The 26305-nt window shown below is 41.9% G+C and carries 22 protein-coding genes; 7 read left to right on the top strand and 15 right to left on the bottom strand.

Going from position 1 to position 26305, the window contains the following annotated elements:
- Positions 1 to 5: 5 nt before the first annotated feature.
- The 3 genes from K1X66_04370 to rho all read right to left on the bottom strand — a co-directional run bounded on the left by K1X66_04370 (position 6) and on the right by rho (position 3650).
- Complete coding sequence (locus tag K1X66_04370) at positions 6 to 596, bottom strand: LemA family protein (GenBank protein ID MBX7157604.1); 591 nt, start codon at positions 594 to 596, stop codon at positions 6 to 8.
- Positions 597 to 616: 20 nt separating this feature from the next.
- The gene (locus K1X66_04365; protein MBX7157603.1) at positions 617 to 2020 is read right to left on the bottom strand and encodes a leucyl aminopeptidase; all 1404 of its coding nucleotides are present in this window, start codon (positions 2018 to 2020) and stop codon (positions 617 to 619) included.
- 85 nt (positions 2021 to 2105) lie between these two features.
- Positions 2106 to 3650: a transcription termination factor Rho gene (gene rho, locus K1X66_04360; GenBank protein MBX7157602.1), complete on the bottom strand. Its 1545-nt coding sequence runs from the start codon at positions 3648 to 3650 to the stop codon at positions 2106 to 2108.
- A 197-nt stretch (positions 3651 to 3847) separates the two neighbouring features.
- On the opposite strand from rho, the gene K1X66_04355 reads away from it, so the two are divergent.
- The 3 genes from K1X66_04355 to K1X66_04345 are packed head-to-tail and all read left to right on the top strand — an operon-like array spanning position 3848 to position 6567.
- Positions 3848 to 4954, top strand: a complete 1107-nt coding sequence (locus K1X66_04355) for a DegT/DnrJ/EryC1/StrS family aminotransferase (protein ID MBX7157601.1) — start codon at positions 3848 to 3850, stop codon at positions 4952 to 4954.
- Positions 4955 to 4959: 5 nt separating this feature from the next.
- Positions 4960 to 5850, top strand: coding sequence for a dihydropteroate synthase (locus K1X66_04350; GenBank protein ID MBX7157600.1), 891 nt, complete (start codon positions 4960 to 4962; stop codon positions 5848 to 5850).
- A 3-nt stretch (positions 5851 to 5853) separates the two neighbouring features.
- A complete protein-coding gene (locus K1X66_04345; protein ID MBX7157599.1) occupies positions 5854 to 6567 on the top strand; it encodes an SDR family oxidoreductase in 714 nt (237 codons plus the stop codon).
- On the opposite strand, the gene K1X66_04340 is transcribed toward K1X66_04345, so the two are convergent.
- The 10 genes from K1X66_04340 to tadA all read right to left on the bottom strand — a co-directional run bounded on the left by K1X66_04340 (position 6545) and on the right by tadA (position 19353).
- Positions 6545 to 7507, bottom strand: coding sequence for an L-histidine N(alpha)-methyltransferase (locus tag K1X66_04340; GenBank protein MBX7157598.1), 963 nt, complete (start codon positions 7505 to 7507; stop codon positions 6545 to 6547). The two genes, K1X66_04345 and K1X66_04340, sit on opposite strands and share 23 nt — an antisense overlap.
- 1224 nt (positions 7508 to 8731) lie before the next feature.
- Positions 8732 to 9061: a hypothetical protein gene (locus K1X66_04335; GenBank protein ID MBX7157597.1), complete on the bottom strand. Its 330-nt coding sequence runs from the start codon at positions 9059 to 9061 to the stop codon at positions 8732 to 8734.
- A 17-nt stretch (positions 9062 to 9078) separates the two neighbouring features.
- Positions 9079 to 12741: a hypothetical protein gene (locus K1X66_04330; protein MBX7157596.1), complete on the bottom strand. Its 3663-nt coding sequence runs from the start codon at positions 12739 to 12741 to the stop codon at positions 9079 to 9081.
- Positions 12732 to 13298 (bottom strand): hypothetical protein, encoded by a 567-nt coding sequence (locus K1X66_04325; GenBank protein ID MBX7157595.1) that lies wholly within the window; start codon positions 13296 to 13298, stop codon positions 12732 to 12734. Before K1X66_04325 ends, K1X66_04330 begins: the two co-directional genes overlap by 10 nt.
- Positions 13298 to 13828 (bottom strand): hypothetical protein, encoded by a 531-nt coding sequence (locus K1X66_04320; GenBank protein ID MBX7157594.1) that lies wholly within the window; start codon positions 13826 to 13828, stop codon positions 13298 to 13300. Before K1X66_04320 ends, K1X66_04325 begins: the two co-directional genes overlap by 1 nt.
- 130 nt (positions 13829 to 13958) lie before the next feature.
- Positions 13959 to 14561 carry a Maf family protein gene (locus tag K1X66_04315; protein MBX7157593.1) on the bottom strand — a complete coding sequence of 201 codons (603 nt, stop codon included), beginning with the start codon at positions 14559 to 14561 and terminating at the stop codon, positions 13959 to 13961.
- On the bottom strand, positions 14558 to 16210 hold the full coding sequence (locus tag K1X66_04310) for a UbiA family prenyltransferase (protein ID MBX7157592.1): 1653 nt from the start codon (positions 16208 to 16210) through the stop codon (positions 14558 to 14560). The genes K1X66_04315 and K1X66_04310 overlap by 4 nt, the downstream gene beginning before the upstream one ends.
- 66 nt (positions 16211 to 16276) lie before the next feature.
- The gene (dnaA, locus tag K1X66_04305; protein MBX7157591.1) at positions 16277 to 17647 is read right to left on the bottom strand and encodes a chromosomal replication initiator protein DnaA; all 1371 of its coding nucleotides are present in this window, start codon (positions 17645 to 17647) and stop codon (positions 16277 to 16279) included.
- Between the two features lie 211 nt (positions 17648 to 17858).
- Positions 17859 to 18884, bottom strand: a complete 1026-nt coding sequence (gene queG / locus K1X66_04300; protein ID MBX7157590.1) for a tRNA epoxyqueuosine(34) reductase QueG — start codon at positions 18882 to 18884, stop codon at positions 17859 to 17861.
- Positions 18874 to 19353, bottom strand: coding sequence for a tRNA adenosine(34) deaminase TadA (tadA, locus tag K1X66_04295; GenBank protein ID MBX7157589.1), 480 nt, complete (start codon positions 19351 to 19353; stop codon positions 18874 to 18876). The genes queG and tadA overlap by 11 nt, the downstream gene beginning before the upstream one ends.
- A 25-nt stretch (positions 19354 to 19378) precedes the next feature.
- Here tadA and K1X66_04290 point away from each other — a divergent pair, with 25 nt between their 5' ends.
- From K1X66_04290 to tyrS, 4 genes are all read left to right on the top strand, one after another.
- Positions 19379 to 20275 (top strand): hypothetical protein, encoded by an 897-nt coding sequence (locus tag K1X66_04290; protein ID MBX7157588.1) that lies wholly within the window; start codon positions 19379 to 19381, stop codon positions 20273 to 20275.
- Between the two features lie 58 nt (positions 20276 to 20333).
- On the top strand, positions 20334 to 21089 hold the full coding sequence (locus K1X66_04285) for a peptidylprolyl isomerase (GenBank protein MBX7157587.1): 756 nt from the start codon (positions 20334 to 20336) through the stop codon (positions 21087 to 21089).
- A 231-nt stretch (positions 21090 to 21320) separates the two neighbouring features.
- Positions 21321 to 22994: a 30S ribosomal protein S1 gene (rpsA, locus tag K1X66_04280; protein ID MBX7157586.1), complete on the top strand. Its 1674-nt coding sequence runs from the start codon at positions 21321 to 21323 to the stop codon at positions 22992 to 22994.
- A gap of 64 nt (positions 22995 to 23058) precedes the next feature.
- On the top strand, positions 23059 to 24204 hold the full coding sequence (gene tyrS, locus K1X66_04275; protein MBX7157585.1) for a tyrosine--tRNA ligase: 1146 nt from the start codon (positions 23059 to 23061) through the stop codon (positions 24202 to 24204).
- Between the two features lie 58 nt (positions 24205 to 24262).
- Here tyrS and pepF read toward each other — a convergent pair whose 3' ends face one another.
- Positions 24263 to 26089: an oligoendopeptidase F gene (gene pepF, locus K1X66_04270; protein MBX7157584.1), complete on the bottom strand. Its 1827-nt coding sequence runs from the start codon at positions 26087 to 26089 to the stop codon at positions 24263 to 24265.
- Between the two features lie 3 nt (positions 26090 to 26092).
- Entirely contained in the window at positions 26093 to 26302 is a 210-nt protein-coding gene (gene thiS / locus K1X66_04265; protein MBX7157583.1) for a sulfur carrier protein ThiS, read from the bottom strand.
- Between the last annotated feature and the right edge of the window lie 3 nt (positions 26303 to 26305).

Genomic DNA, 26305 nt, shown 5'->3' with positions numbered 1-26305 from the left:
CAAAGTTAAAACTTAAATTCCACTTTAGGCGAAGTCTCTGCACCAGAAGTTGAAGAAAAATAAGGACGTTCCTGATAGCGCAGCATTCCCGCCAAGAAAACGCCTGGAATCGTTTTGATTGCAGTGTTATAAGATTTCACCGCATCATTAAAACGCATGCGTTCCACAGCAATACGATTTTCAGAGCCTTCCAATTGAGCCTGCAAAGTTTGAAAATTAGCGCTGGCTTTTAAATCAGGATAATTTTCCACCACAGCTAATAATCGAGAAAGCGAACTGGTAAGATTGCCTTGTGCCTGCTCGAATTCCGCTAATTGTTGTGCCGTTGAAGGAGCAGATTGAGGATTAATATTAATTTGGCCAACGGAAGCACGAGCTTGAGTGACTTCCATAAATGTGGATTTTTCAAAATTAGCCGCACCCGAAACCGTGTTGACCAGATTAGGAATTAAATCATACCTTCTCTGGTAAACGCTTTGCACTTGTGCCCATTGTTTATCAACATTTTGAGATAAGCCAATTAATCGATTATAAGAGAAAATTCCAAATAAAAAAATTCCCACCAAAACTGCTAAAAAAATACTGATAATTTTCATAAACGAAAAATGGGTTCTTCTTATTTTTGGTTCAAATATTCAATCAACAATCGCACGCCAAAACCCGTAGCGCCTTTCGTGGCGTAAGGCAACTCTCTCGTCCGCCACGCCGTTCCAGCAATATCAATATGTGCCCAAGGCGTTTCCTCCACCCATTTCTCCAAAAAAGCAGCTGCTGTGCAGGATCCCCCTTCGCGACCTCCCGTATTTTTAACTAAAGCAATATCACTCTTGATTTGATCATGAAACGGTTCGTCATGCGGCATTTCCCAAATCTTTTCACCTACTGCTTCACTCGCTGTTTTTAATTGCTGCGTTAAAGTTTCGCAATTGGAAAATAACCCGGCACGAGAAGAGCCAAGCGCAATGATAATCGCACCAGTTAATGTCGCCAAATCAATAATCTCAGTCGGTTTAAAATGAATGCGCGCATAAGCTAGAGCATCTGCCAATACCACTCGACCTTCTGCATCCGTGTTCAAAACTTCGATGGTTTTACCATCATAAGTTGTCACCACATCACCTGGACGATAAGAGCGCGAACTCAATAAATTTTCCGCTGAAGCCACGATGCCCACCACATTTTCTTTAAGTTGCAAACGGGCTATAGCCTGCATAACCCCAAGCACGGTGCAACCGCCCATCTTATCAAACTTCATTTCATCCATTTTATCAGCAGGCTTAATTGAAATGCCTCCCGAATCAAAAGTAATCGCTTTGCCAACCAACGCGATCGGTCGTTGCGATGGTTTGCCACCGCGATATTCTAAAATAATCAAACGCGGCGGATGCATACTGCCACTACCCACTGCAGTCAATCCGCCAAAACCATCATTCACCAACTGTTTTTCATCCAAAACGGTAACTTTTAATCGAGAAAATTGTTTCGTTAAATCTCGTGCCGTTTGCGCCAAAATTTCAGGATAAACATAATTTCCCGGCAAATCGCCTAAAGAACGAGTGAAATTTGTCGCCTCGCCCCGAATCAAGCCTTGTTTTGCAAGCGTTTGAACCGATTTCACATGTTGTTTTTGAACTTCTAAAATTACTTGTTGAAACCGTTTTTTTAATTTGCGCGCCTCGGGCAAAAATGTGTCAAAAAAATAACCGCCGACCACAGCTCCTTCCACCACATCATCGGCGTAATTAGAAAAATGCGTGAGATCAAAAATCGCTTCGGTTATTCCTATTTTTTGAAAAAATTGAATCGTCGCACCTGATGCTTGAGAAAAATAGCAAGCCGCCACTTTATGCTTTTCGCCTAATCCCACCCATAACTGTTTTTTGTCACGCTCAAAAAAAGTGCTGAAAAGTTTTGCATTAAATTCCTCAGAAGGAACAGGCAGCTTATCCTCAGAAAAAACAAATCGAACGCGAGCTAATTTTTTTGAACCTTGCCCTTTTGCGATGATTGTCCATTTCATATTTAGTGATTCGTGACTAGTGACGGTTAACCGGTGATTGGCAATAATTATGCATAACTAGCCACCAGTTGCTTGTCACCTGTCACTACTCCTTGAGATTCATCGTCATTAAAAATTCCGCATTGCTCTTGGTTTTTTTCAATCGTTCCAACAACAACTCCATCGCTTCCACGGGAGGAACACTGCTCAGGGCTTTGCGTAAAATATGAACTCGCGGCATTTCATCTTTGTGATAAAGCAAATCTTCCTTGCGAGTGCCAGATTTGGAAATGTTAACTGCAGGATAAACGCGCCGATCCGATAACGCGCGATCCAAATTGAGTTCCATATTTCCCGTACCTTTGAACTCTTCAAAAATCACCGTGTCCATTGTCGAACCTGTTTCAATCAAAGCCGTGGCTAAAATCGTGATACTACCCCCTTCTTCGATGTTTCGCGCAGCCCCGAAGAAACGTTTGGGTTTATGCAACGCATTGGCATCCACACCGCCGGAAAGAATTTTACCACTGTGCGGCTGAATCGTATTATAAGCCCGAGCCAAACGGGTAATGCTATCCAGCAAAATGACCACATCCACTTTCTGCTCCGCCAAACGTCGCGCCCGCTCGATGACAATTTCAGAAACCTGCACGTGTCGCTCTGGCGCCTCATCAAAAGTCGAGCTAATGACCTCGCCTTTCACGGAGCGTTCCATATCCGTCACTTCTTCCGGACGCTCATCAATCAACAAAACAATCAAATAAGCATCAGGATGATTTTTGGTAATGGCGTTGGCGATTTTTTGCATCAAAATCGTTTTCCCAACACGTGGCGGCGCCACAATCAAACCGCGTTGACCAAATCCTACCGGCGCAATCAAATCCACCGCACGCATCGCATATTCTTCCGGCTTACTTTCCAAAACAATTCGACGATTCGGAAAAAGCGGAGTTAAATTATCGAAGTGAATCTTTGCTTGCAATTGTTCTGCAGGTTTTCCTTCAATTTTATCAATTTTCACTAACGCAAAATAGCGTTCCTTATCTTTTGGCGCGCGAATTTCGCCAGAAACCAAATCGCCCGTCTTCAAATTATAACGACGAATCAAAGAAGGCGGTACATAAATATCATCAGGAGACGGCGCATAACTAAAACGCGGCGATCGCACAAAACCATAGCCTTCATTCAACCGTTCCACGACACCTTCAGCGGTCATAACACCGCTGCGATAGCTGTTACGCTTCAAAATTTCAAAAATCAATTCGTGCTTGCGAAGCCTACCGTAATTTTCAATTTCAAACTCTTTACTAGCCAGCTCCTGAAGATCGGGAATCGACATATCCTGCAAATCGCCCAAATGCAATCGCTTGCCCGGTCGTTGTGCTCTCACCTCTTGCTCACTAGCCTCTTCTCTGGATGGCAAATAATCACTGGGACCCGCTGCAGAATAATTACCGCCCGAATCACCTCCATTACCTTCAGGAGTTGAAGGCGAAGACGTTGCAGCCGGTGCACCACTTTCCGCTTCTTGCGCACGGGCTTGTTGCTGATTAAACTCTTCCGCAGGATCCGTAACCGGCAGCCCCTCATCACGGCGACGATGACCTCCGCGACCTCGGTTGCGGCGTTTGAATGGTTTGTAAGAAGGCATAATTGAATGAGTAAGATTTATTAATTAAGTTGTATTAAAAATTTAGCGCGAAAATCTTTGGGAAATTACGCAAATACCTAGATTGACTATTAGCTTGTCATATTTCTCGTCGATTGCAAGTGATAATTTAACCTCAACCATCTTAATATAAAATTTACCACTTTTTTCTTTTAGCAACCTGCGCTATACGATGCGCTGTGCCAACTTCCATTCCACAATTCGATCTCACACGCCAATATGCGGCTTTAGAATCTGAAATCTTAGAACAGATCAAACAGTTTTTGCCAAAACAAAGTTTAGTGCTAGGCCCAGCCGTAGAAACGTTTGAAAATCATGTTAAAGACTATCTCCACAGCCAAACCGCCATCACCATTTCCAGTGGCACCGACGCCTTGCTAGTCGCCCTCATGGCATTGGAAGTCGGACCCGGCGATGAAGTTATCGTGCCCGCTTTTACCTTTTACGCGACCGCCAGTGTCGTGGCACGACTGGGAGCCAAACCAGTATTTGTCGACATTTTACCGGACACGTTCAACATCAACCCCAAAGCTGTTCAAACCGCCATCACAACAAAAACAAAAGCCATCATGCCCGTGCATCTTTTCGGACAAAGCTGTGATTTAGATGCCCTTTTAGCGATAAGCGAAAAACATCAACTCCCCCTTATCGAAGATACAGCACAAGCCTTCGGATCGCGCTGGAACAATCAACCCGTAGGAACCTTCGGAACCTTTGGCGCTTACAGTTTTTATCCCACCAAAAATTTGGGCACCTTTGGCGAAGGCGGCCTTATCACTACCCAATCCGAAAAACTCGCTCGCATCGTGCGCGCCTTACGAGTTCATGGTTCAGAAAAACGCTATGTTCATTTTCTTTTAGGCGGCAACTTTCGCCTCGCCGCTCTTCAAGCACTCGTGCTGGATATCAAATTAAAATATGTCGATCAATGGATCGAAAAACGCAGAAAAAACGCGCAATATTATCTCGATCACTTAAAAAATGTTGGCGATTTAGTATTGCCCCTTACCCATGCCAAAGCATTTCACAGCTACAACCAATTTGTCATTCGCACACAACGTCGAGATGATTTGCGCGCCCATCTCCAACAACAAGGCATCGGCACCGACATCTATTATCCCTCCCCACTTCCGCTCCAACCTTCTTTTGCTGACTTGAATCACGCTGAAGGCGATTTTCCTGAAGCCGATCGCGCCGCGAAAGAAGTTTTAGCTTTACCCATTTTTCCAGAACTCAAAGAGGAAGAACTCGCTAGCATCGTCGCGGCTATCAAAAAGTTTTATTAATCGCTATGCTCGATCTCAATTATCTTGCAGAACTTCGAGATCGCTACACGGACGCTCTGAGCGTGAAGGTTCCCGCTTTTACTTTGCGAAATAAAATTTTTGATTTTCAAAAGCAACCTCACCTGATGGGCGTGATTAACCTTTCCCCTGATTCCTGGTATCGAGAAAGTGTTTGTCTCACCGAAAATCAAGCCATTCAACGAAGTCAACTCCTAACACTTCAAGGCGCAGACCTCATCGATATTGGCGCGGAATCCACCTTAAATCACGCCGCCCAAATCGATGAAACATTACAAACCAGCCGCCTCATTCCTGTCATTCGCGAGCTCAATCAAAAAAATATTTTAATAAGTGTCGAAACTTACCAACCCGCAGTGGCCCAAGCTTGTTTTGAAGCAGGCGCTGCAGTCTTAAATCTAACTGGAAATTTTGAAAGTGATGATCTTTATCGTCCCGTGGCAGAATACGATGGCGCTTTAATTTTGTGTTACGTGCAAGGCGCTCATGTGCGTGCCGTTGACAACTTTTCTTTTGCAAACGATATGATCACCATTATGAAAGATTATTTTTTACCCAAAATTGATCGCGCACAAAAACTAGGTGTAAAAAGAATTTTTCTCGATCCTGGATTAGGATTTTATTACAAAAATCTCCAAGACAGCGAGCGTCGCATTCGATATCAAATGGAAATATTTCTTCAAACTTTTCGTTTACGCCAACTCGGCTGGCCGGTTTGTCATGCCCTACCTCATGCCTTTGAAAATTTTGAAGAAGAAGTCCGATGCGCAGAGCCTTTTTTTGCTACGCTCGCTTTGCTTGGCAAAACAGATTTGCTCCGCACCCACGAAATCGCTAAAGTCAAAGCGGTTATAAAAACATTAAACGCTCTGGGTTAAAAAATGAAAAAGAAAGTCATCCTCATTACCGGTGCCGGAAAAAAAGGATCTCTGGGTCACGCTCTCGCCACGCATTTGAAACAGAATAATTTTGCCGTTGCAATTCACTATTTCACCCACCAAAAAGACGCGCAAAAACTCGCAAAAACATTGCCTGACGCAAAAAACTTTGGCGCAGATCTTACAAAAGAGAAAGAAGCCAAAAATTTGATTAATCAAGTCATAAAACATTACGGGCGCTTGGACGCCTTAATCAATTGCAGTGGCCTTTATCATCCCAAAACTTTAGAGAAACTGACAGAACAAGAATGGAACACCGATTTTCACAGCACTGCCACGACCTGTTTCTTTACCACACGCGCCGCACTCCCCTATTTACGAAAAAGTAAAAAGGGCCGTGTCATTAATTTAGGTGATTCCAGTTGCCAAAAACTCACTCCACGCAACTTAGGCATTTCCTACCACATTGGGAAAACCGGTGTTCTGCTCCTCACCAAATCTTTTGCCAAGCAAGAAGCCCGCTACGGCGTCACCGTCAACATGATCTCTCCTGGCATTTTGGAAAATAGTTTAGATTTAGATCAAACTCCACCGATTCCCGCGGGCCGATTAGGAAAATTTGAAGATATCTTTTTCGCCATTGATTTTCTTTTGGATGAAAAATCGCAATATTACACGGGCAACAATCTTATTGCTAGCGGCGGCTGGAATTTATAATTTTTTCAATCCAAAAAACACCCTCCTCCTGCGAAGAAGCTATCCATGAGTCCGCAATCTCAATCTTTTCCGATTTCAACCACGATGCAAATTGATCTGTTGTATAACGATAAGAATAAAACAGTTGAAGCTTTTCTCCTTTTTTAAAGGAAAAGGTTTCTCCCGCAAAATAGATTTCAGTGTCTTCACGAAGATAATAACTAGCCTCAATCCGACAAAGCTCAGGGAAATGGGGACAGGACTGCCACGCAATTTCAATTTCTTCAGGCCTTACTGTAAAACCTAAATCTTGTGGCAAAAGACTTAGCCATTGCTTGGTGAGAAGATTATCATACTGAGGTAAAATCTCTTTCATTTTCCTCTCCGAAGCCAAATTGACACTTATCAACCCATTTTCTATTTTCCATCTTTGCAAAAGTTTTAAAAAGGCCGGCGGCTCCAAATTCGGAATTAATCCAAAAAGCAAAAACAATGTGTCCGCATCACTTAAAGAATCAACTTCCTCAACATTCACCAAATCCGCAACCACTCCAAAAGTTTTGAGTTGAGGAAAACTCGTGCGCATCGCTAACAAAGCTGTCAACGCCATCGCACTGCCAATATCAATCGCAGTATAAGTCGGCAAACTGCCCGAAACGTCTTGAGCGATTTTAGTAAAGAGCGCGACATCTTTTTGCGCCCCGCCACAACCCAAACTCACAACCTGTTTCCAAGATCTACGGCTCAATGTTTCAAAAGCATCTTGATAAATTCTTTGCACTTCTTTATCAGTTCGAGCCGGCGAATAAACTTCATGCACGCGCAACCAAGCCGCGACCTGTTTCGGTGTTTCATAATGCCATTTCGCATCAAAACAGCGCTCTCTTAAATTTTGCTTAAAAGCCGCTTCATAACGTTGCGGGAATCGACTGGAATCAAAACGTAAATCAATCGCTTTCATATGCTATTGTCATCGTTATTAAAATCTAACAATGAATCACTGATCTTTTATTTCGCTTTTCATTTTACGTCAATAATCATGCTATGATTCCGTTACCATAATCTGCCAAAAATTTGTTGCTTCGTGCACTAGAAAATTTTTATTTTAACAAGTACCGCTCAACGCTTTGCTCTGTACCATTTTCGCATCCATTGGCGTTATTCTCAGGCCACTTTTTCGTCAAGAATCAAGAGTTGACCCCATTAATAATGACAAGTACCGCTCAACGCTTTGCTCTGTACCATTTTCGCATCCATTGGCGTTATTCTCAGGCCACTTTTTCGTCAAGAATCAAGAGTTGACCCCATTAATAATGACCCCATTAATAACCCCATTAATAGCAATAATCACTAATGAGGGCCCTATTAATAATTTTTTGAGTTTTTTCATCTTATAAATTTTAAGGTGTCGCCGGACATGACTCATCAATTGACACTCTAATGGTGGCTGTTTCACCATTGCGTTTGTTAATGTAATGGCACTCTTCCGCACAAGGAGGTATTTCAGATTCACTTTCGTATTCCCATAAATCTGAAGGTGGGCCAGGTTTTGATCTTTTATTATTATTGCCGCCGCCACTTTGATCGTCAGAACTGCTGGACACATTCATGTTGCCCCAAAATATGTTGATATTATTATTCAAGCATCTTGTTGTTTTTCATTATGAATTGGAAACACCTGTCCATTGAATTTTTTGCTTTTTATATGGGTGGCAAAACTCTAAAAAATCCCACAATAATTGATATAATCAATGAAAATATAATAGCAAAGGCATCAATCTTTTCTCGATATAAAAAAATGGAAACCAAACAAACGATAAAAGCTACAATCATGTAGACAATTCTTTGAGCGTTTTTCTTCATTTAAAACGAATTATTAAGGTGTAGATGGACAGGATTCATCAATTGACACTCTAATGGTGGCTGTTTCACCATTGCGTTTGTTAATGTAATGGCACTCTTTCGCACAAGGAGGTATTTCAGATTCACTTTCGTATTCCCATAAATCTGAAGGTGGGCCAGGTTTTGATCTTTTATTATTATTGCCGCCACCTCGATTACCCCCACCACCTCCGCCGCCACCGCCATTATTGTTATTACGAGCTAAAGGATTTAAGCCGCCACCTCCTTCAGCCCCAAAGCCTCCAGGTGGAGTGATTTCAAAACGGATGGAGTGTCAGCTAATTTAATTCGCTCCATAAAACTTCTTCATTTTTTGAATCAATAAAAAAATAGCTAAAACATAAAAAGCTGTAGATAATAAATCCAAGGGAACTCGTATCCACCAGAGTTGTCTAGCTAACTCTTGATTAATTAACACTATTTCCCAAGCTTTTTGCAAGCGCAGTAAAAGATCAAGAAATTGGACACACCCACCGATAAGTGAAGAAACACCCAATATTATAAATATGCAGCGATAAGGTAAAGACCGCGCATGATAAATAAATAAAATAGCTAATAGCAAATTGGCTATTGGATAACTAATCGTTAAAGACCAAGATAAAAAATTTACCATATATTTTCTAATTAATTTTACTCACACTCATAAACCACAAAAGACTGACTACCATCATTACAAACCGTATGAATCGTTCGTGTTTTACAATTTCCACATCCGTCATATTCATAGGTTTCATATGTCCGGCAACCCAAGGGAGAATTGTTTGGTGGCGGTTGTGGCCCGGGCGGCTTGGAGGGCTTAGGTTTTGGTGGTTTTGGTGGTTTTGGTGGCCCGGGTGGTTTTGGTTTTCTTGGTTTTTCTCCTGGATCGGTTTTTTTCCAAATCTTTTGAGCAATCCATTTAGCAATTTTTTCAGGTATAGTTTTTGCAGGTATAGTTGTGCCTACTATATCTTTCATCATATCACTATGAGCATCGATCATTTTTTTCTGATCGGCATTTTCTGCTTGTGCTTCCTCTGAAGAATAACCATAAAGCTCAGACAATTCTCCTGGCGCCCAATTATTAGTATCTGCTGTTCCAGGGGATCCAAAAGGAGCTAATCCATTCGGATCCACCCAATCCACCGGATCATTACCAACATACCTATAAAGATTCACATCTCCCGCATCGAAACGGATAGGATCGGTTTGTAAGAACCTTCCTAGACTTGGTGAATAAATGCGGTTTCGATAGTCGTAAAGGCCGAGTTCGGGTAAATATTCGCGGCCGGTGAAGAGGAAGCGGTTTTGATAGTAACTGGTGACAAGTGATTGGTGACTAGCATTGTAAATCTTCGGCTGGCCAAAAACATCGTATTCGTATTGTTCGATGAGTTGACCTTTTGGGTTAGTTAAATAAGTGACGTTACCCAGAGCATCGTGGTGGTAGAAGATGGCTTCTTGCTTGGCGTCGGTGCGAGAAATCAATTCATCAACACGCGGGCCGTGGATGTAGCGATAGATTAAGTCGCCATTGGCTTTGCGTTCTTCGATGAGGTTCCATCCGTCCCAAATATAGTAGGTGGCTACGCCGTTGATTTCGCGTTTAACCACTCGATTGCGGGCATCGTAGGAAAACTTTGCCACAGAGTTCACGGAGTTGGCGGAGGTTAATCGATTTTGACTATCATAAACGTAGCTCGCTACGGGCAATTGGTTACTAGTCACGGCTGTTAAATTTCCGTTAGCGTCGTAGCTGAATGCTGACTGCTGATCGCTGAAGGTTGTGGTGTATTGATTGAGGTTATTAACACCATAGCTAGTTTGAGTTTTTTGATTGCTGGTGATCGATTGGATTTGTCGGTTGCCTACTGCGTCATATTGAAAACCCTCGATTTTTTCTGATAGATTAATGTTGTTGATGTCGGGAGTGTTGTAACCGATGGTGGTGACTTGTCCGATTTTATCGTATTGATAGTAGTCGCCTTTTTGTTGGTTGCGTTTGACCCATTTGCGTTGGTGAACTTGGTTGTAGCCATAATCGAAGCGGCCAATGAAATCTTCTTCCGTCTGATGTTCGACACGAGTGATGTGATTAACAGGGTCGTGATCGTAGTAACTGGTGACAAGTGACTGGTGACCGATAAGAGTCTTACGATTTCCAGATTTGTCATAATCGTAAGAAGCTAAGAGATCTTTATTTTGCGTAATGTTTTTTATCTGATTTCGACCCGTATAATCATAGCTTAAGGCAAGATCACTAGGATAAATTAAATTTTTGCGATTACCATCCAAGTCATAAGTATAAGCCACACTTATTTTTTCAGGAAATCCTTTGACCACGCTAATTTCACTGATCAATTCGTTAGCGGAGTCGTAGTCATAGTAAATCTCACTATTCTCATTGGCTAACATTTTCAATCGACCTGCCGCATCATAATCACGCGTAACTTTTGGCGTTTTTCCATCTTCCCAAGTGCTCTCTTTGAGACGATTTCTTGCGTCATAAAGATAAGTGCAAGGATAACCATATCGAGTCACGTAGTTGTCTAAATTACCCACTTTATTATAATTCCAGTATTCGACTGAGGAATCAGGATATTCTAATCCTTCGCGTCGATTGAGTTGATCGTAAAAAAAGTAATAAAGGTTGCCTTTAGCATCGATAAGTTGGGACAGATTATCGCTTAAATCATATTTCATCTGGGTTTTCGCGCCATTGGCGTCGATGACATGGGTCATACGATCCATTTCGTCATATTGATAAGTGGTTTTGTTATTATCCGCCCGCGTTTCCGTGAGCCGATTACCCGCGGCATCGAAGGTCCAGCTTGTCACATTACCCACAGCATCGATTTCGTTGGTGCGACGATGAAGGATGTCGTAGTTATAAGTCGTCACATGCCCGTTGGGATCGGTAACGGTTTTTAAATTTTTCCCATTGTCGTAAGTGTAATAAGTCATGGCTTTGTCCTCTTCCGATTGCGCGCCGATAATTTGGCTGATGCGCAACCCGCTTTTATCATAGGCGTATTCCAAGCGTTTTCCAGAAGGCAAGGTAATCTTGGTAAGGGTGTCTTTGTCCTGACAACTACCGCACCCAGGTTGCAACCCGTATTCATAAGAAGTGGTGCGATTGAGTGGATCGGTCGCAGTCTTGACGCGATTGTATTCGTCATAACCGTAAGTCGTGCTGTGCCCCAGTTCATCGGTTTGCGTTTCCATTTTGCCAAAATTATTATAGCTGTAGCTAGCCTGGCTATTATCGGTATAAGTGATAGTAATCATTTGACCGCGCCAGTTGTAAGCATATTGTGTCACGTGCCCGAAAGCGTCAGTAAAAGTTTTAACATTGCCCGCCGCATCATGAGTGTAAGTGGTCACATCGCCATAAGGATTTGTCTCTGTTTTTAAATCCCCTTTCATGCCGCCCATTTCATTGTCGTTGTAATAAGTGTAGGTAAAAACGGCTCCGTTTCTTTGCCGATAAGTCAAAGGTTGACCGTCAGCGTTGTAAGTCCACTGTTCAAAACTTCCATTGGGATAAGTTTGCTTTAAAAGAAAATTATTCGCATCGCGCTCATAAGTCGTCACATGACCCAACTCATCTTTTTCTGAGGTAATAAATCCTTTGGCGTTATAGCTAGCACTTTGCTGACCGCCCAGTGGATTGGTCTTTACTAAAACCCGACCCGCATAATCACGCTGAAAACTAGTGACACCGCCATTAGGCGCGGTGATCGTTTCCACGTAGCCATAGCCACCAGCCGTGCGCGTGAAGATTTTTTTACGACCTTCCGCATCCCAACTTTCTTTGAGTTGGCCTTTGTCATATTTGCGAGTGACTTCACTGCCGTTACCTTCCAAAATTTGCGGGTAATCCCCTGAACCTCCCGGCAAAGTGATGATAAGTTGATCGGTTTCTAAATTTCTTTCTTCCAATACAATGCCCGCAACAAATCCATAAGGTTCATAGTTCGCCTTGTAATTGTAAACATAGCGAATCTTGGCGCCATTGCCGCGATAAGTGGGATCTGAAGCGCTCGCTAAAATGGGATCGCCTTCTTTTTCATTCAAACGCCCCACATAATGATAAATCGCCTTTTCACCACCCGGATAATGAACCTCGGTCAAAATCGCATCACCGCTTGGATCCCAAACCGAATAATGATAAGTAACTTCGCGCCCATCATTGCTGTAAACGCGTTTGATCCGAACCACATTGTCTACAGTTTCCCGATCGATCGCGAGCCAGCGATTAAAATTATTTTTAATTTTGATGAGGCGATTATTTCCGTCATATTCTAACTCCAAACAAAACCCTGACCGTTTTTGATTTGTTGCAATTGATAGAAGTTCGCTCCCAATTTTTGAAAAACATATTCTTCGCCCTGTGGCGTAATAAGGGTAAAAGTATTTTGCGAAACATACAACCGATCTCCCCAATCGGCGCTCGACACGCGCACCGAGCCACTTTGATCCACAGCCGAAAAAACATATTCCCTGCCTCGGGGATAGCGCACAATCAAATTTTTAAAACCAAAACTTGAAAGACTCGATTCCCGCATTTCAAAATTCCAATTATGCTGCCACACATTGGCCGCACCCATCTCCCATTTAGCTTGAGTAAACGTTCGATAGCGACTGATAAAATACCGCTTAAAAGCAATCGGCGCATTGCCACACGTGCTCAAATCGGTCACCTCCCGACGAATACAAGCTCGATGCGGATTAATGGGATTCGAGCCTACATCATCCTGACAATCATCATCGGGGCCATCATTACCGCAACCATTATTATAAGCCCAAACTCCATTAGCTGCGATACAGCAAAAAGTGATCAAAAAGAAAAAATGTTTTAACGCTTTCATTATTGTGCCTCCACATTTTGAGGTCCCATCAGCCGAAGGGCGGATTCGTCGTCCTGGGCGCGAACTTCACCCAGCGGCGACGCTTCCCCCGCCCAAAACTCGATCACTTCTTCACGCTGACCTTGTCGCAAACTAATCAAATAAACCCCGCGAGACTGGCCAACTTGATAATTCAATTCCAAACTTTCATCTGCTCTTTGCGGCGTCCATGAAAAATGATTTTGATTCCCGTTCAAAACCCCACCATGAGGCGCTTGAATCAAAACAGGTTTTCCTATTTCTAATCGTGATAATTGCACACTCAAATGCAACGTTTCACCCAAATTAACTGGGAACCTTCCCGCATAACCATCAATCGCTTCCCAACGTTCTGTCTTCGTAGTGGAACCATAAGCCACCGAAATTTGAGAAGTGATTTGACCACTGTTATCAGCCGACCCTTGATTCGCTGATGCTTTAAAATAACTCACTGCTGAAATTGCAGCGATTATGAATACTACAAAACTAATCAAAATAAATTTCTTTTGCATATCTTGGTAAGAAGAACTTTTTTAAAAAAGTTACAAGAATTATTTTGTCTTTTTTTGCTTTATAAGCAAATCTTATACATAAATAAGTTTTTCTAATAGTTAATTGATCTGCAAATCTGAAGCAGAATACTCATAAAATGCACCTTAACAATCGCAACGTTTCCCGTTTTGGCAATCCCATCACATTACTACGGGAACCGCAAATCGCTCGAATTAAACACCCGCCTTTTTCCTGAACCGCATAGGCGCCCGCCTTGTCCAGAACATGCACCTGTTTTAAATAATGACGAATTTGTTTTGGCTTTAAAGAGTGAAACCTAACCTGAGAAATTTCGTAACTCAAATAACCCATTATTTTTTTCTTTTTCCTTTTTAAAACTAGCACACTGGAAATAACCTCATGCACTTGACCACTTAGCTGACATAACATGTTATAAGCAGCTTTCAAATTTTTGGGCTTACCCAGAATTTTTCTATTCAAAACAACCACGGTGTCGGCAGCTAAAATCCATCTGTTCTCCACCTTTTCAGCGACGGCTTTCGCTTTGATCAATGCATTAATCTGGGTCAATTCTCGCGCAGTAAAATAAGGCGCATCACGTTGAGTCAATTCCCGACAAAAACCTATCTTGATTTGGTGAGGAACACCCCATTCCTGCAATAGTTGCATGCGGCGCGGCGAAGCAGAGGCTAAAATGATCAACTTACCACTCCATTTCACTTTTCGTTTCAAAATTTTACCAACTTTTCACACACTCCAATTGCAAGCAAATAGAGAAAATATAAACTAAAAACTCGATTTTCCCGATACGATTTTTGATTAATGAAATAATAAATAAAACATGAAAAAGGAACTGCAATGATTAATAATAACTTATTTTGCAGAACAATCGGCACAATAATGAAACTAACGACACATAAAGCACCTATAATTATTTTTCCTCTTCTTTCTCCGAACAAAACTGGAATGGTTTGAATCTTTTCCAAGGCATCACCCTGAATATCTTTAATATCTTTAATATTCACCCCCAAGAAAAAACAAATTAAAAAAAGCCAAGACAAATGAGTAGGAAACGCTGCCATTTTTTGATTTTCAGAAACCAAATAAAACCCACCCATCATGATTAAAATCGCATTGAAAGCTACCAATAACGAAGAGAGAGCAAAAACTTTTTTAAGCCGCAAAGGCGGGCTGGAATAAAGATAATAAACCATTTGAAATAAAATTAAGCAAACTGAAGTGTAATAAGGCAAAAGAAAAACTCCTACGATGACTAAAAACAATAAAATACCATTAATAATTTTTTGCTCTTGTAAAGTAATGCTGCCTTGAATCAAAGGGCGTGAAGGATTGGAAACAGTATCCGTTTTGATATCAACTAAATCATTAACTCCTACCGCCAACCAAAAATGCAATGCAATTAATAAAAAAAACACAGTTAAAGAAAGTGCGTTAATCCATGATTTAAGATCAACCATTCGTGAATAGCCCGCAGCAATCAATATACCACCAATTCCCATAAAGCCATAATGCAACACCCTTTCTAAACGCAAGTTTCCACACCAGGCTCGAAACGCTGTTTTATTCGCTAAATAAAATAATCCCATCGCTTGCAACAAAATTAACAGCCATAACACCCTTCCCATGACTAAATTAAATTGCTGATCCATAGAGGAACGAGGGTTAAAAGATAAAGCACCTATATGATAAATTTTTGAAAGATCGCTTTGCGACAAGGCATGAACATAAAAAAGCATAATTTCCCTTGTGGAAGATACCTTTGCAAAGACGAGAGGAGGAATGCTAGGAATGGCAAAATAAAAGAAAAAAAGAACGTAAACTAATAATGCTCCCCAAAATGCTTTCTTTTTACTTCCCGTATAATAAGTGATGGCAAAAAAGAAACCTATTAAAATTAAAACTACTTCTATTCTGATACCTAAAGTAATGCCACCTTGAGACAAAGATCCAAAAAAAGAAAAAAAACTCTTAATTAACTCTCCTTTGGGCTGAAACAAATACGTCATCTTCGGTCCGTTCCCATGATAAACAGCGAAGTCAACCAAAGGCGGAAGCCAAATAATCAAAAAACCAAAAAGCGTTATTTGAAAGACTTGTTTTAAAGAAGGATAAAAACTTTTTTTTGAAAAAGCAAAGAGATACAAAACAATATTAAGAGAGAGAAAAATTGAGAGATAAAATAATGGATAATGAAAAAAAGCTGTTAAAGGAGTAATAAATTGTCCCGACCAATGAGGGTTAGAAAATTTTTCTAAAAACCCACGAATAAAAATAATCCCTAAAAAAGTAAAAAAATAACGCGACCAAGACCAAGTTTGAGATTCAGCATAAGAAAAAATTTTCCTAAAAAAATATTGCATACATTTTCAATGAATCAACGATGAACAATCTTTTTAAAGATTCCACCAAATTAGAAGAGATGCAATCTAGTAACGCTGCAATTTTTGCTCTAAAAATTGAATAGTCTGCCTCAACTTCTCATCCGCTTGCATTTTATCGGTAATTTTTTGACAAGCGTGCAACACCGTTCCGTGATCGCGTCCTCCAAAAGCCGCTCCGATTTCTTGCAAGGAACAGGGAGTTAATTTACGCGATAAAAACATCGCCACTTGTCGCGGCAAAGCAATGTTGGCAGGTCGCCGTTTGCTGGTCATGTCACTCGGGCGTAAATCAAACGCTTCTGACACTTGTTTTTGAATCTGATCAACTGTGACCACGCGCCGCGCTTCTTCTTGCAAGAGATCTTTTAAAACCTGTTCGATCGCTTGCACGGTTAAGGATTTCCCGCTTAACGAAGCATAGGCTGCCACACGTAATAAAGCGCCCTCCAAACGTCGCACGTTAGTGCGAATTCGGGCCGCAAGAAATTCCAAAATTTCATCAGAAACATCCACACGCATTCCTGCGAGTTTCTTTCGCAAAATAGCCATGCGCGTCTCAGCGTCCGGTGGCATAAGCTCGGCTGACATTCCCCATTCAAATCGCGAAACCAAACGCTCTTGCAAATTAGCAATTTCGGTTGCGGGACGATCACTGGTCAAAACAATTTGTTTTCGACCATCAAACAACGAATTAAATGTGTGGAAAAATTCTTCCTGCGACCGCTCTTTCCCTCCTAGAAACTGAATATCATCAATCATCAGCATATCCAACGCGCGATAACGTTTGCGAAATTTTGCCAGCGCATTTTTTTGCAGTGCTTCGATGAATTCGTTAGTAAATTGTTCCGAAGTAATATAACAAATTTTTTGTGTTTTCTTTTTTTGTAATAACGCATTGCCAATCGCATGCATCAAATGCGTTTTACCCAATCCCACTCCTCCATAAATGAAAAGAGGATTATAAGTGCGCGCAGGTGAGCTGGCAACCGCTCGAGCTGCAGCATGCGCCATTTCGTTATTGGCTCCCACTACATAAGCTTCAAATGTATAGCGCGGATTTAATCCACTATGCGCTGCCTGGGTTTCCAAAGAAATTTCTGGCGAAAGAGTTTTGAAATGATTCACATTTTCTTCCGCTGGCGCAACAATCGTTGAATTAATCCCCACTTGAAAGCGAATGGCTACAGGTCGCCCCATTAACGTCGTTAGCGACTCGCGCAATGGCGCCATATAATTATCTTCAATCCAAAATTGATAAATTTGGTTAGGCACACCAAGGACTACACTCTCCTCCGAAGCCTCCACCAATGTTGCCAAAGAAAACCAACGTTGAAACGCATCTGAAGGGATGCGATCCTTTAATAAGAGACAAATCTCCTTCCAAGAAACCTCGACTTCTACCTTGCTCGCTCCCATGATTTATTAACGTTTACTTAAATTTATAATTACTTAACTAACAAATACTTACATTTTTATTAACAAACTTTTTCACAACTTATTCACAACTACTTTTTCTTCTCATCTTGTGAAAGATGAGAAGCTGCCACATTATTTTTTTCCATCAAAGTGACAAGCGGTTTTTTACTTTTTTGAAAAATTTTTTTTGAAAAAAGGTTTGACCATTTTATTAAATTAGTAAACGCCTCTGAATTTCCTGAATTGCCCATTTGGCATGTTCAGCAACCAACTCGTCTTTTTCTAAAACTTTTTTTTCTAATAACGCAATATCCGACTTGTTGCCGACATTTCCCAAAGCCACACACACATTTCTTTGCAAGCCGCGCAGTTTAATTCTTTTAATGGGCGATCGCTGAAAATGATAATGAAACCGCTCTTCATCAAACTCCAACAGCTCTTGTAACGAAAAGGAAAGCAACGGTTTCAATTTTTCTTCCCGAGTATTTTTTGCAAAACGGTTCCACGGACACACTTCCAAACAATCATCACATCCAAAAATGCGATCCCCAATCGCCTTACGAAATTCTTCGGGAATCGGCCCTCGATTTTCAATCGTCAAATAAGCAATGCAACGTCGCGCATCCAATTGATAGGGCGCAGTAATAGCGGCAGTGGGACAAGCCTTGATGCAACGCTGACAATTTCCACAATGATCGCGCATTCCCACATCAGCTTGAAGATCCAGCGTGGTTAAAATTTCCCCAAGAAAAAACCAAGTGCCCAAATCTTTCGAAATCAACATCGTGCTTTTACCTTGCCATCCCAATCCTGCACGCATCCCGGTTTCACGCTCCAAAACCGGTCCCGTGTCGACATAATATTTCATTTCTCCCCCAGCATGCGATTGAATAAACCCCGCTAGCTCCTTCAGACGCACTTCCATGATTTTATGATAATCCTCGCCGCGCGCATAGCGGGCTACTTTACCACAACCTGCTAATGAAATAGGCGAAGGCGAAAAATAATTTAAAGCCACCACCACCACACTTTTCACTCCAGGCAAAACCTGATTCGGATCCAACCGTCTCTCCTGATTTTTCGCCAACCATGCCATATCCCCCGCTTTTCCCTCTGCCAACCATTGCTTCACATAATCCGCTCGAAAAGAAACGCTGGCTTTAGCAATACCACACGCATCAAATCCCATCGCACGCGCTTTTTCTTTAATAGCAGCCTCGAGAGAATTATTTTCCATTATTTTCCTGCCGCCTTTTCTGAAAAAATGTTGTCAACAATTCCGCACATTCCGCTTCGCAAATTCCCGGCGTCACTTCACAGCGATGATTTAACGAAGGCACATCCAATAAATTAAACCAACTACCCGCAGCGCCCATCTTCGCATCACGCGCACCAAACACCACTCGTCCCACGCGACTATTCACAATCGCCCCCGCGCACATTGGACAAGGCTCTTTGGTGACATACAACGTGCACGCATTCAAGCGCCAATCGCCCAACGCCTCCTCCGCTTGAGTAATCACCAACATCTCCGCATGCGCCGTGGCATCATGCAACAACTCCACTTGATTATACGCCCGCGCAATAATCTTTCCCTCATGCACCATCACCGCCCCCACCGGCACCTCCTCCTGTTTGAGTGCCTTCCGCGCTTGACGCAAAGCTTCGTGCATGAAATAAATCTCTTTATCGGTTTCCTGAAACATATTAACTATATTACTTCGTTTTAACATGAGTGGAAATGTTCAAAATAAAAATAAAACAAATTACTCGCAATGCCTCAAGCATGGCGCCGTTTGGCCATTAACTTCTCACGTCATTTTAAAAGTAACGGGGCCTGATGCATTTCGATATCTCAACGGCCAAATCACTAACGATCTAAAAAAATTAACGCCTGATCGATCGCTTTATAGTGCTATGGTTACACCCAAAGGAAAATTGGTTGCTAATATCTATTTAGCCACGCTCGATAATAAAGACTTTTATTTAGATGGCACATCAGCATTAAAAGAAAGTCTGCCAGCGCGACTTGAAAAATATCTTATCGCAGATGATGCCGTTATTGAAAACGTCAGCGAAAAACTTTTTCTTGTTCACGCCTGGGGCGAGGAAGCGGAAAAACTGTCTTCACCCTTTTTCCAATCGCAAAATAATCGTTTAGGCTTTGATGGTTTCGATTTTTACTACGAATCCATGCCCGATTTAGCTTCTTCTACGATTTGTCATGAGGAAACTGCAGAAATATTTCGCATCGAGGCGGGTATTCCCAAATGGGGGACGGAATTGCATGAAAATACGCTTCCGCCTGAAGTCGGTTTTGAAGAGCGTTGGATCAGCTATCAAAAAGGTTGTTATACCGGCCAAGAGGTTATCGCTCGATTGAAAAGTGTGGGTCATGTCAATCGTAAACTGATGGGAATTTATCGTGAGGACAACCAATTATTAGCACCTCAGCAAACCATTCAACAAAACGGACGAACGATCGGCCATATAACCAGTAGCATGGCTTCACCTCGATTAGAAAAAGGCATTGCATTAGGTTATGTAGATTGGCAGAGTGCCCACCATGGTCACCAAGCCACAGTAGAAACGCATGAAGTTATTTTAGTTAATCTGCCTTTTATTTAGATAAAAAATGAAAAAAAATATTTTCTTCTCCTTAAACCTGTTCCTCATCACAACTCTCATGGCAAGCCTCGTATTATCGGGCTGCATTGCCAATTTTTTTTCCAGCGGAAAAGTTGCTAAACAATCCAAAGCCGGTGCAGGTGTACTACGCCTAGAAAATCTTCCCTACCCCTTGCGACCTGGCGAAGTTTTAGAAGGCGACTACGTGCCCCCTACTACTCCCACCGACACAACGGTTTCTTCAGGTCCAACCGAAGCCACTCTGTCATCGGAACCTTTCGGTCCTCCTCCTGCATCGGAAACCGAAGTAGCCGTGTTAGAAACAAAATTTGGAAAAATTATCATCGAACTCAACGATCGCATGGCACCAATCCACAGCGAAAATTTTCGTAAAAATTGTCGCACCGGTTTTTACACTGAAACAACGTTTCATCGTGTCGTCCCCGGCTTTCTTATTCAAGGCGGCGATATCAATAGTAAAGATGATGACCGTAACAACGACGGATTCGGCTACCCTGGCTACACACTACCTTTGGAAAAAAAACTCAAACATGTGCGTGGCGCAGTTGGCGCAGGACGCAAAATGGATAAGGTCAATCCCGAACGTCGTTCCGATGGCACTCAATTCTATATTTGTTTAGCCGATGCCCCGTTTTTAGACGGGAAATACACCGTTTTCGGTCGTGTCGTAGCAGGCATGAATGTAGTCGATCGAATAACTCAAGTTCCTCGTGATGAAAGAGATAATCCAATTCACCGCATCGAAATGAGAGCTACTTTAATGAAGTATCGTGAAGCGATGGCTAACCCATAGCCTTTTTACCCCAAAACCTTAAACCTTGACAAAAATTCTCTTTCCCGCAGGGTCATTTGTTTTTCTGACAAAAATCGAGTAAATTACAACTCTTAAAAAAACTCGTTTTTAAAGAAAAAGATTCGAGGATGTCTGCTAAGGAAGCCGACCGAATCAATGAAAGTAAAACCCGCGCCGAGCGGATTTTAAAAAACCTCGGCAAACCTGGAATTACATTTCCATCTTTTATTTATGTCAGTCATGCAAGAACTCTTAAACAAAACTTCGCGCTCTTTTACCGAAGGCTCGATTGTTAAAGGTCGTATTATTCAAATTCGAGATCGCGAAGTCCTCGTCGATATCGGCTATAAAAGCGAAGGCGCCATTTCCAAAAACGAATTTGAAGAACCAGAAAACATTAAAATCGGCGATGAAATCCAAGTCTTACTTGAACGCTTTGAAAATGATGAAGGCATGGTCGTTCTCTCCAAAGAAAAAGCTGATCAGCGCCAAAATTGGGAACGCATTGTAAAAATTTACAACGATTCCGGCATTATCGAAGGCAAAGTTCGCTCTGTCGTCAAAGGCGGTTTGATGGTCAACATCGGTTGCGATGCCTTTTTGCCCGGTTCACAAATCGATGTGGTTTTACCTAAAAATCTCAACCAAATTGTGGGCACCGCGATTCAAGTTAAAATCGTAAAACTTAATGAAGATCGCAAAAATGCTATCATTTCTCGTCGCGAAATTATCGAAGAAGAACGATCCAAAAAACGCGCCGCTCTTTTCTCCACTATTGAAAAAGGTAGCTTAGTTAAAGGCTTGGTAAAAAACATTACCGACTTTGGCGCTTTTATCGATCTGGATGGTGTCGATGGCTTACTTCATATCACCGATATGTCATGGAATCGCATTCAACATCCTTCCGAACTGCTCAAAATCGGCGATGAAATTGAAGTCAAAGTCCTGGATATCGATCACGAAAAAGAACGTCTCTCCCTCGGCCTCAAACAAAAAACCGAGAACCCTTGGGAAAAAGTGGCCGAGCGCTACACCGTGGGCGCAAAAGTTCATGGCACCGTTTCCAACCTACTGCCTTATGGCGCATTCGTAAAATTGGAAGACGGCGTGGAAGGACTCATTCACGTTTCCGAACTATCTTGGACCAAACGCATCGCGCGACCTTCCGATATTCTCAAACAAGGTCAAGAAGTGGAAGCAGTTGTCATCAGCATTAACCCTGCTGAACAAAAAATTTCGCTTGGAGTTCGTCAACTCGAACCCAATCCTTGGAATGAAGTTCATCTCAAATTCCCTGTGGGTCGCTCTGTTAAAGGAATCGTGCGTAACCTCACCGCCTACGGCGCTTTCGTGGAATTGGAAGATGGCATCGATGGCATGATTCACGTCTCCGACATGTCATGGACACGCAAAATCAATCATCCTTCTGAACTGCTCAAAAAAGGCGACGAAATCGAAGCCCAAGTTTTGGAAATTGATAAAGTTAACCAACGCATCTCACTCGGCTTGAAACAACTAAGCGAAGATCCTTGGAAAAATATCGAAACTCTTTTCAAAATTGGCGACATGGTTACCGGAAAAGTTACCAAAATCACTTCCTTCGGCGCCTTTATTCAACTCCAACATGAAATTGATGGATTGGTGCACATTTCCCAAATTTCTGAAGAGCGCGTAGAAAAAGTGAAAGACGCACTCAAAGTTGGTCAGGAAGTCACCGCACGCGTCATCAAAGTGGATGGCACCGAACGTCGTGTTGGCCTCTCCATCAAAGCAGCTAATTACACCATGGAACAACTCGAAGCCGAACGCTTGGCGCTTGATAGCATCAAACCCGGCGAAGACCTCGTCACCATGGGCAGCGCCTTTGACAAACTGGGCGAAGAATATCGCCCTGGCCAAGGCTAAAGTCGCTCACTAAATTCTAACATTGTTTTAGCAAGGCGGATGGTTAACATCCGCCTTAATTTTTATGAGCATCGACGAACAGTTAGACAGTCTCCTTTGCGGCATTGAAGAAATTCATTCGGAGGATGAATTGAAAAAAAAACTTCAAGAAAAACGTCCTCTGCGAATTAAATTTGGCGTTGATCCCACGTCGCCAGACATCCATTTGGGTCACACCGTTCCCTTATTAAAACTCCGCCAATTTCAAGATTTGGGTCATCATGCCGTTTTAATCATTGGTGATTTTACCGCGCGCATTGGCGATCCAACTGGCAGAAATACGACGCGGCCCGAATTGTCTCAAGAAATTATCACGCAAAACGCTAAAACTTATGAACAACAAGCGTTTAAAATATTAGATCACTCCAAAACCGAAATTGTTTATAACAGCCAATGGTTTGACACGATGAATTCATCTCAAATTATACATTTACTAGCTCGCAAACCCGTAGCACAACTTTTACAACGGCGTGATTTCAAACAGCGCATGGAAGAAGGTCATAATATTCAACTTCATGAATTAACTTACCCTTTATTACAAGGCTGGGATTCCGTTGAAGTAAAATCGGATGTGGAAATCGGAGGCAGCGATCAACTGTTTAATTTTTTAATGGGTCGCGATCTTCAGGAACAAGAGAAACAATGTCCTCAAGTTGTAATGACCTTACCTATTTTAGAAGGCACCGATGGCCACGAAAAAATGAGCAAATCACTCAATAACTACATTGGCGTGACGGAGTCACCTGAAGAAATGTTCGGGAAAACCATGAGCATTAGCGATGAACTCATGCAAAAATGGCAAAAAATTCTTTTTATTGGAGATGATTTTTCAGACCATCCCATGGAAGCCAAAAAACAGCTTGGCGAAAAAATTGTCACTCGCTTTCATTCTGCCGATGCAGCCACCCAAGCGCGCCAAAATTGGGAAAAACAATTTTCTGAAAAACAGGTGCCAGAAAATATTCCCACTTATCATCTCGTCGCGAATGAACCTTTGTGGCAATTATTGAAAAATGCAAAATTAGCGCCCAGCAGCAGCGAAGCGCGCCGTATGATTCAACAAGGCGCAGTGAGTTTTGAAGGGGAAAAAATTTCTGACGAAAAAACAGTGCTTACTCAACCGGGTGTCATCAAATACGGCAAGCGTCATTATTTAAAATTAACTAAATAAATTGTAGGGCAAGCGCAACGCTTGCTGCTTTTGGAATTTGGCAGGCGGAGCGCCTACCCTACAATAACTTCTCTAATTCCTTCACACGATCGGAGAAAAGTTTTAACGCTTTTTCAATCGGTTCGGGTTGTGACATATCAACTCCGGCCACTTTCAATGCTGGTAATGGCATTAAAGCACCTCCGGTGCAAAGAAAGTTCAAATACTTTTGTTGCGCCACTTCGCCTTCGTTCAAAACTTGATGCGCTAAAGCTAAGGCCGCAGAAAGACCCGTGGCATATTTGTAAACATAAAAAGCGGAATAAAAATGGGGAATGCGCAAACATTCCAGTTCCAATTCTTTATCCAGAGCAAACTTCTCTCCAAAATAAATCTCCAACAACTCACGATAAATTTTTTGGAACGTTTGCAAAGTCAACGCTTCGCCTGCTTCCTGTTTTTCGTGAATGAGTTTTTCAAATTCCGCAAACATCGTTTGGCGATAAAGCGTGCTGCGAATGTCATCAATTTGTCGATTGATCAAATAAGCTCGCATTTTGGGATCTTGCGTTTGATTTAACAAAGAGTGCGTTAAAAGTTCTTCGTTAAATGTCGAGGCCACTTCCGCCACAAAAATGGTGTAATGATAATCCTGAAACTGTTGATGTTTTTGACTAAACCAAGTGTGCATGGAATGACCGGCTTCATGGGCTAACGTATAGATTTCTGAAAATACATCGCGCTTATAATTCATAAGCATATAAGGCGGATTTCGATAAGAACTGGAGGAAAAAGCGCCGCTTTGTTTATTTTTATTTTCGTAACGATCGCACCAGCCCGATCGCAAACCCTGCTCCAATGTCAAAGTATATTCTTCACCCAAAGGTTTTAACGCTTCCAACACCATTGCTGCTGCTTCATCAAAAGAATAATCGGTTTTAATTCCCTCTACCAAAGGCACGTAAGTGTCGTAATGATGAATCTCATCCAATCTCAAATGCTTACGCCGCAACTCATAATAATCATGCAATGGCTTCAAATTGGCTCGAACGGTAGCGATTAAATTATCGTAAACTGCAAGGGGAATATCATCTTGAAATAAAGCAGCTTCCCGCGCTGAAGGATAATTTCTCGACCGAGCATAAAACACATCGGTTTTGACAGAACTCGCTAGCAACGAAGCCAACGCGAACTGATGTTCGGAAAATTCCTGATAAAATTGATGAAATGCTTGCTTGCGAACATCACGATCTCGACTTACTAAAAATGAGGAGAAAGAACTTTGCGATAATTCTCGTTTTCTTTTCTGTTCATCTTCCACAATACCAAAACGCATGTCGACATTAGTTAATTGTGAAAATGCTTCAGAGTGACCTCCCAATGGCTCACCAGCAAGGGCCAGCAATCGTTCCTCCTGAGAAGTGAGAGAATGCGGTTTGAAACGACGAATTTTTTGTAATGCAACACACCATTCCTTTAAAGTCTCATCTTTTATCCACTGCTTCCAAGTTTCATCGGAAATCGATTGAATTTCTGGGATGATATAGGAACTCGCTTCTGCTACGCGCGTCTCCAAAGCTTGCAAGCGCGCCGCAGCTTGAAGGCAAACATCATTAGTAGAATCCTCTGTCACTCGCAGATGAATATAATGTCCTAAACGTTCGCCTAATAGTTCTAACTCTTTTTGAAATTCCAAGGCTTCTAACAAAGCTTGTGATGATTGAGAAAGTTTACCATTAAATTCTGATAATTTCGGATAAAGCATTTCGTAACGTTTTAATTCCTTTTCCCACGCAGCTTCATCAGGATATAAAAAACTCAAATCCCATTGATCACTCTTTAACACTTCATTGCGCAATGGTATTTTTTCAATCTTTTCTTCTTTTAACAATGCTGTTTGCGACATAACTTAACCTCCTGCAGAGACACGAAAAATTTCTAATCGATCATTTTCTTTTAAGGTTTCACTTTCCCATTCTTGAGGCCAAAGCGCTTTACCATTGTATTCAACCAAAACGGTCGTTGGCTGAAAACCTAATGCCTCAACTGCTTCTCGAATCCCTGAATCATTCGTTACCCATTTCTCGTTGCCATTGATCCAAATTTTAATTTTATTCATCAG

The organism is Verrucomicrobiia bacterium (genome assembly GCA_019694135.1).
GTDB lineage: Bacteria > Verrucomicrobiota > Verrucomicrobiia > JADLBR01 > JAIBCM01 > JAIBCM01.
This window is presented reverse-complemented; position numbering and strand designations above follow the sequence as displayed.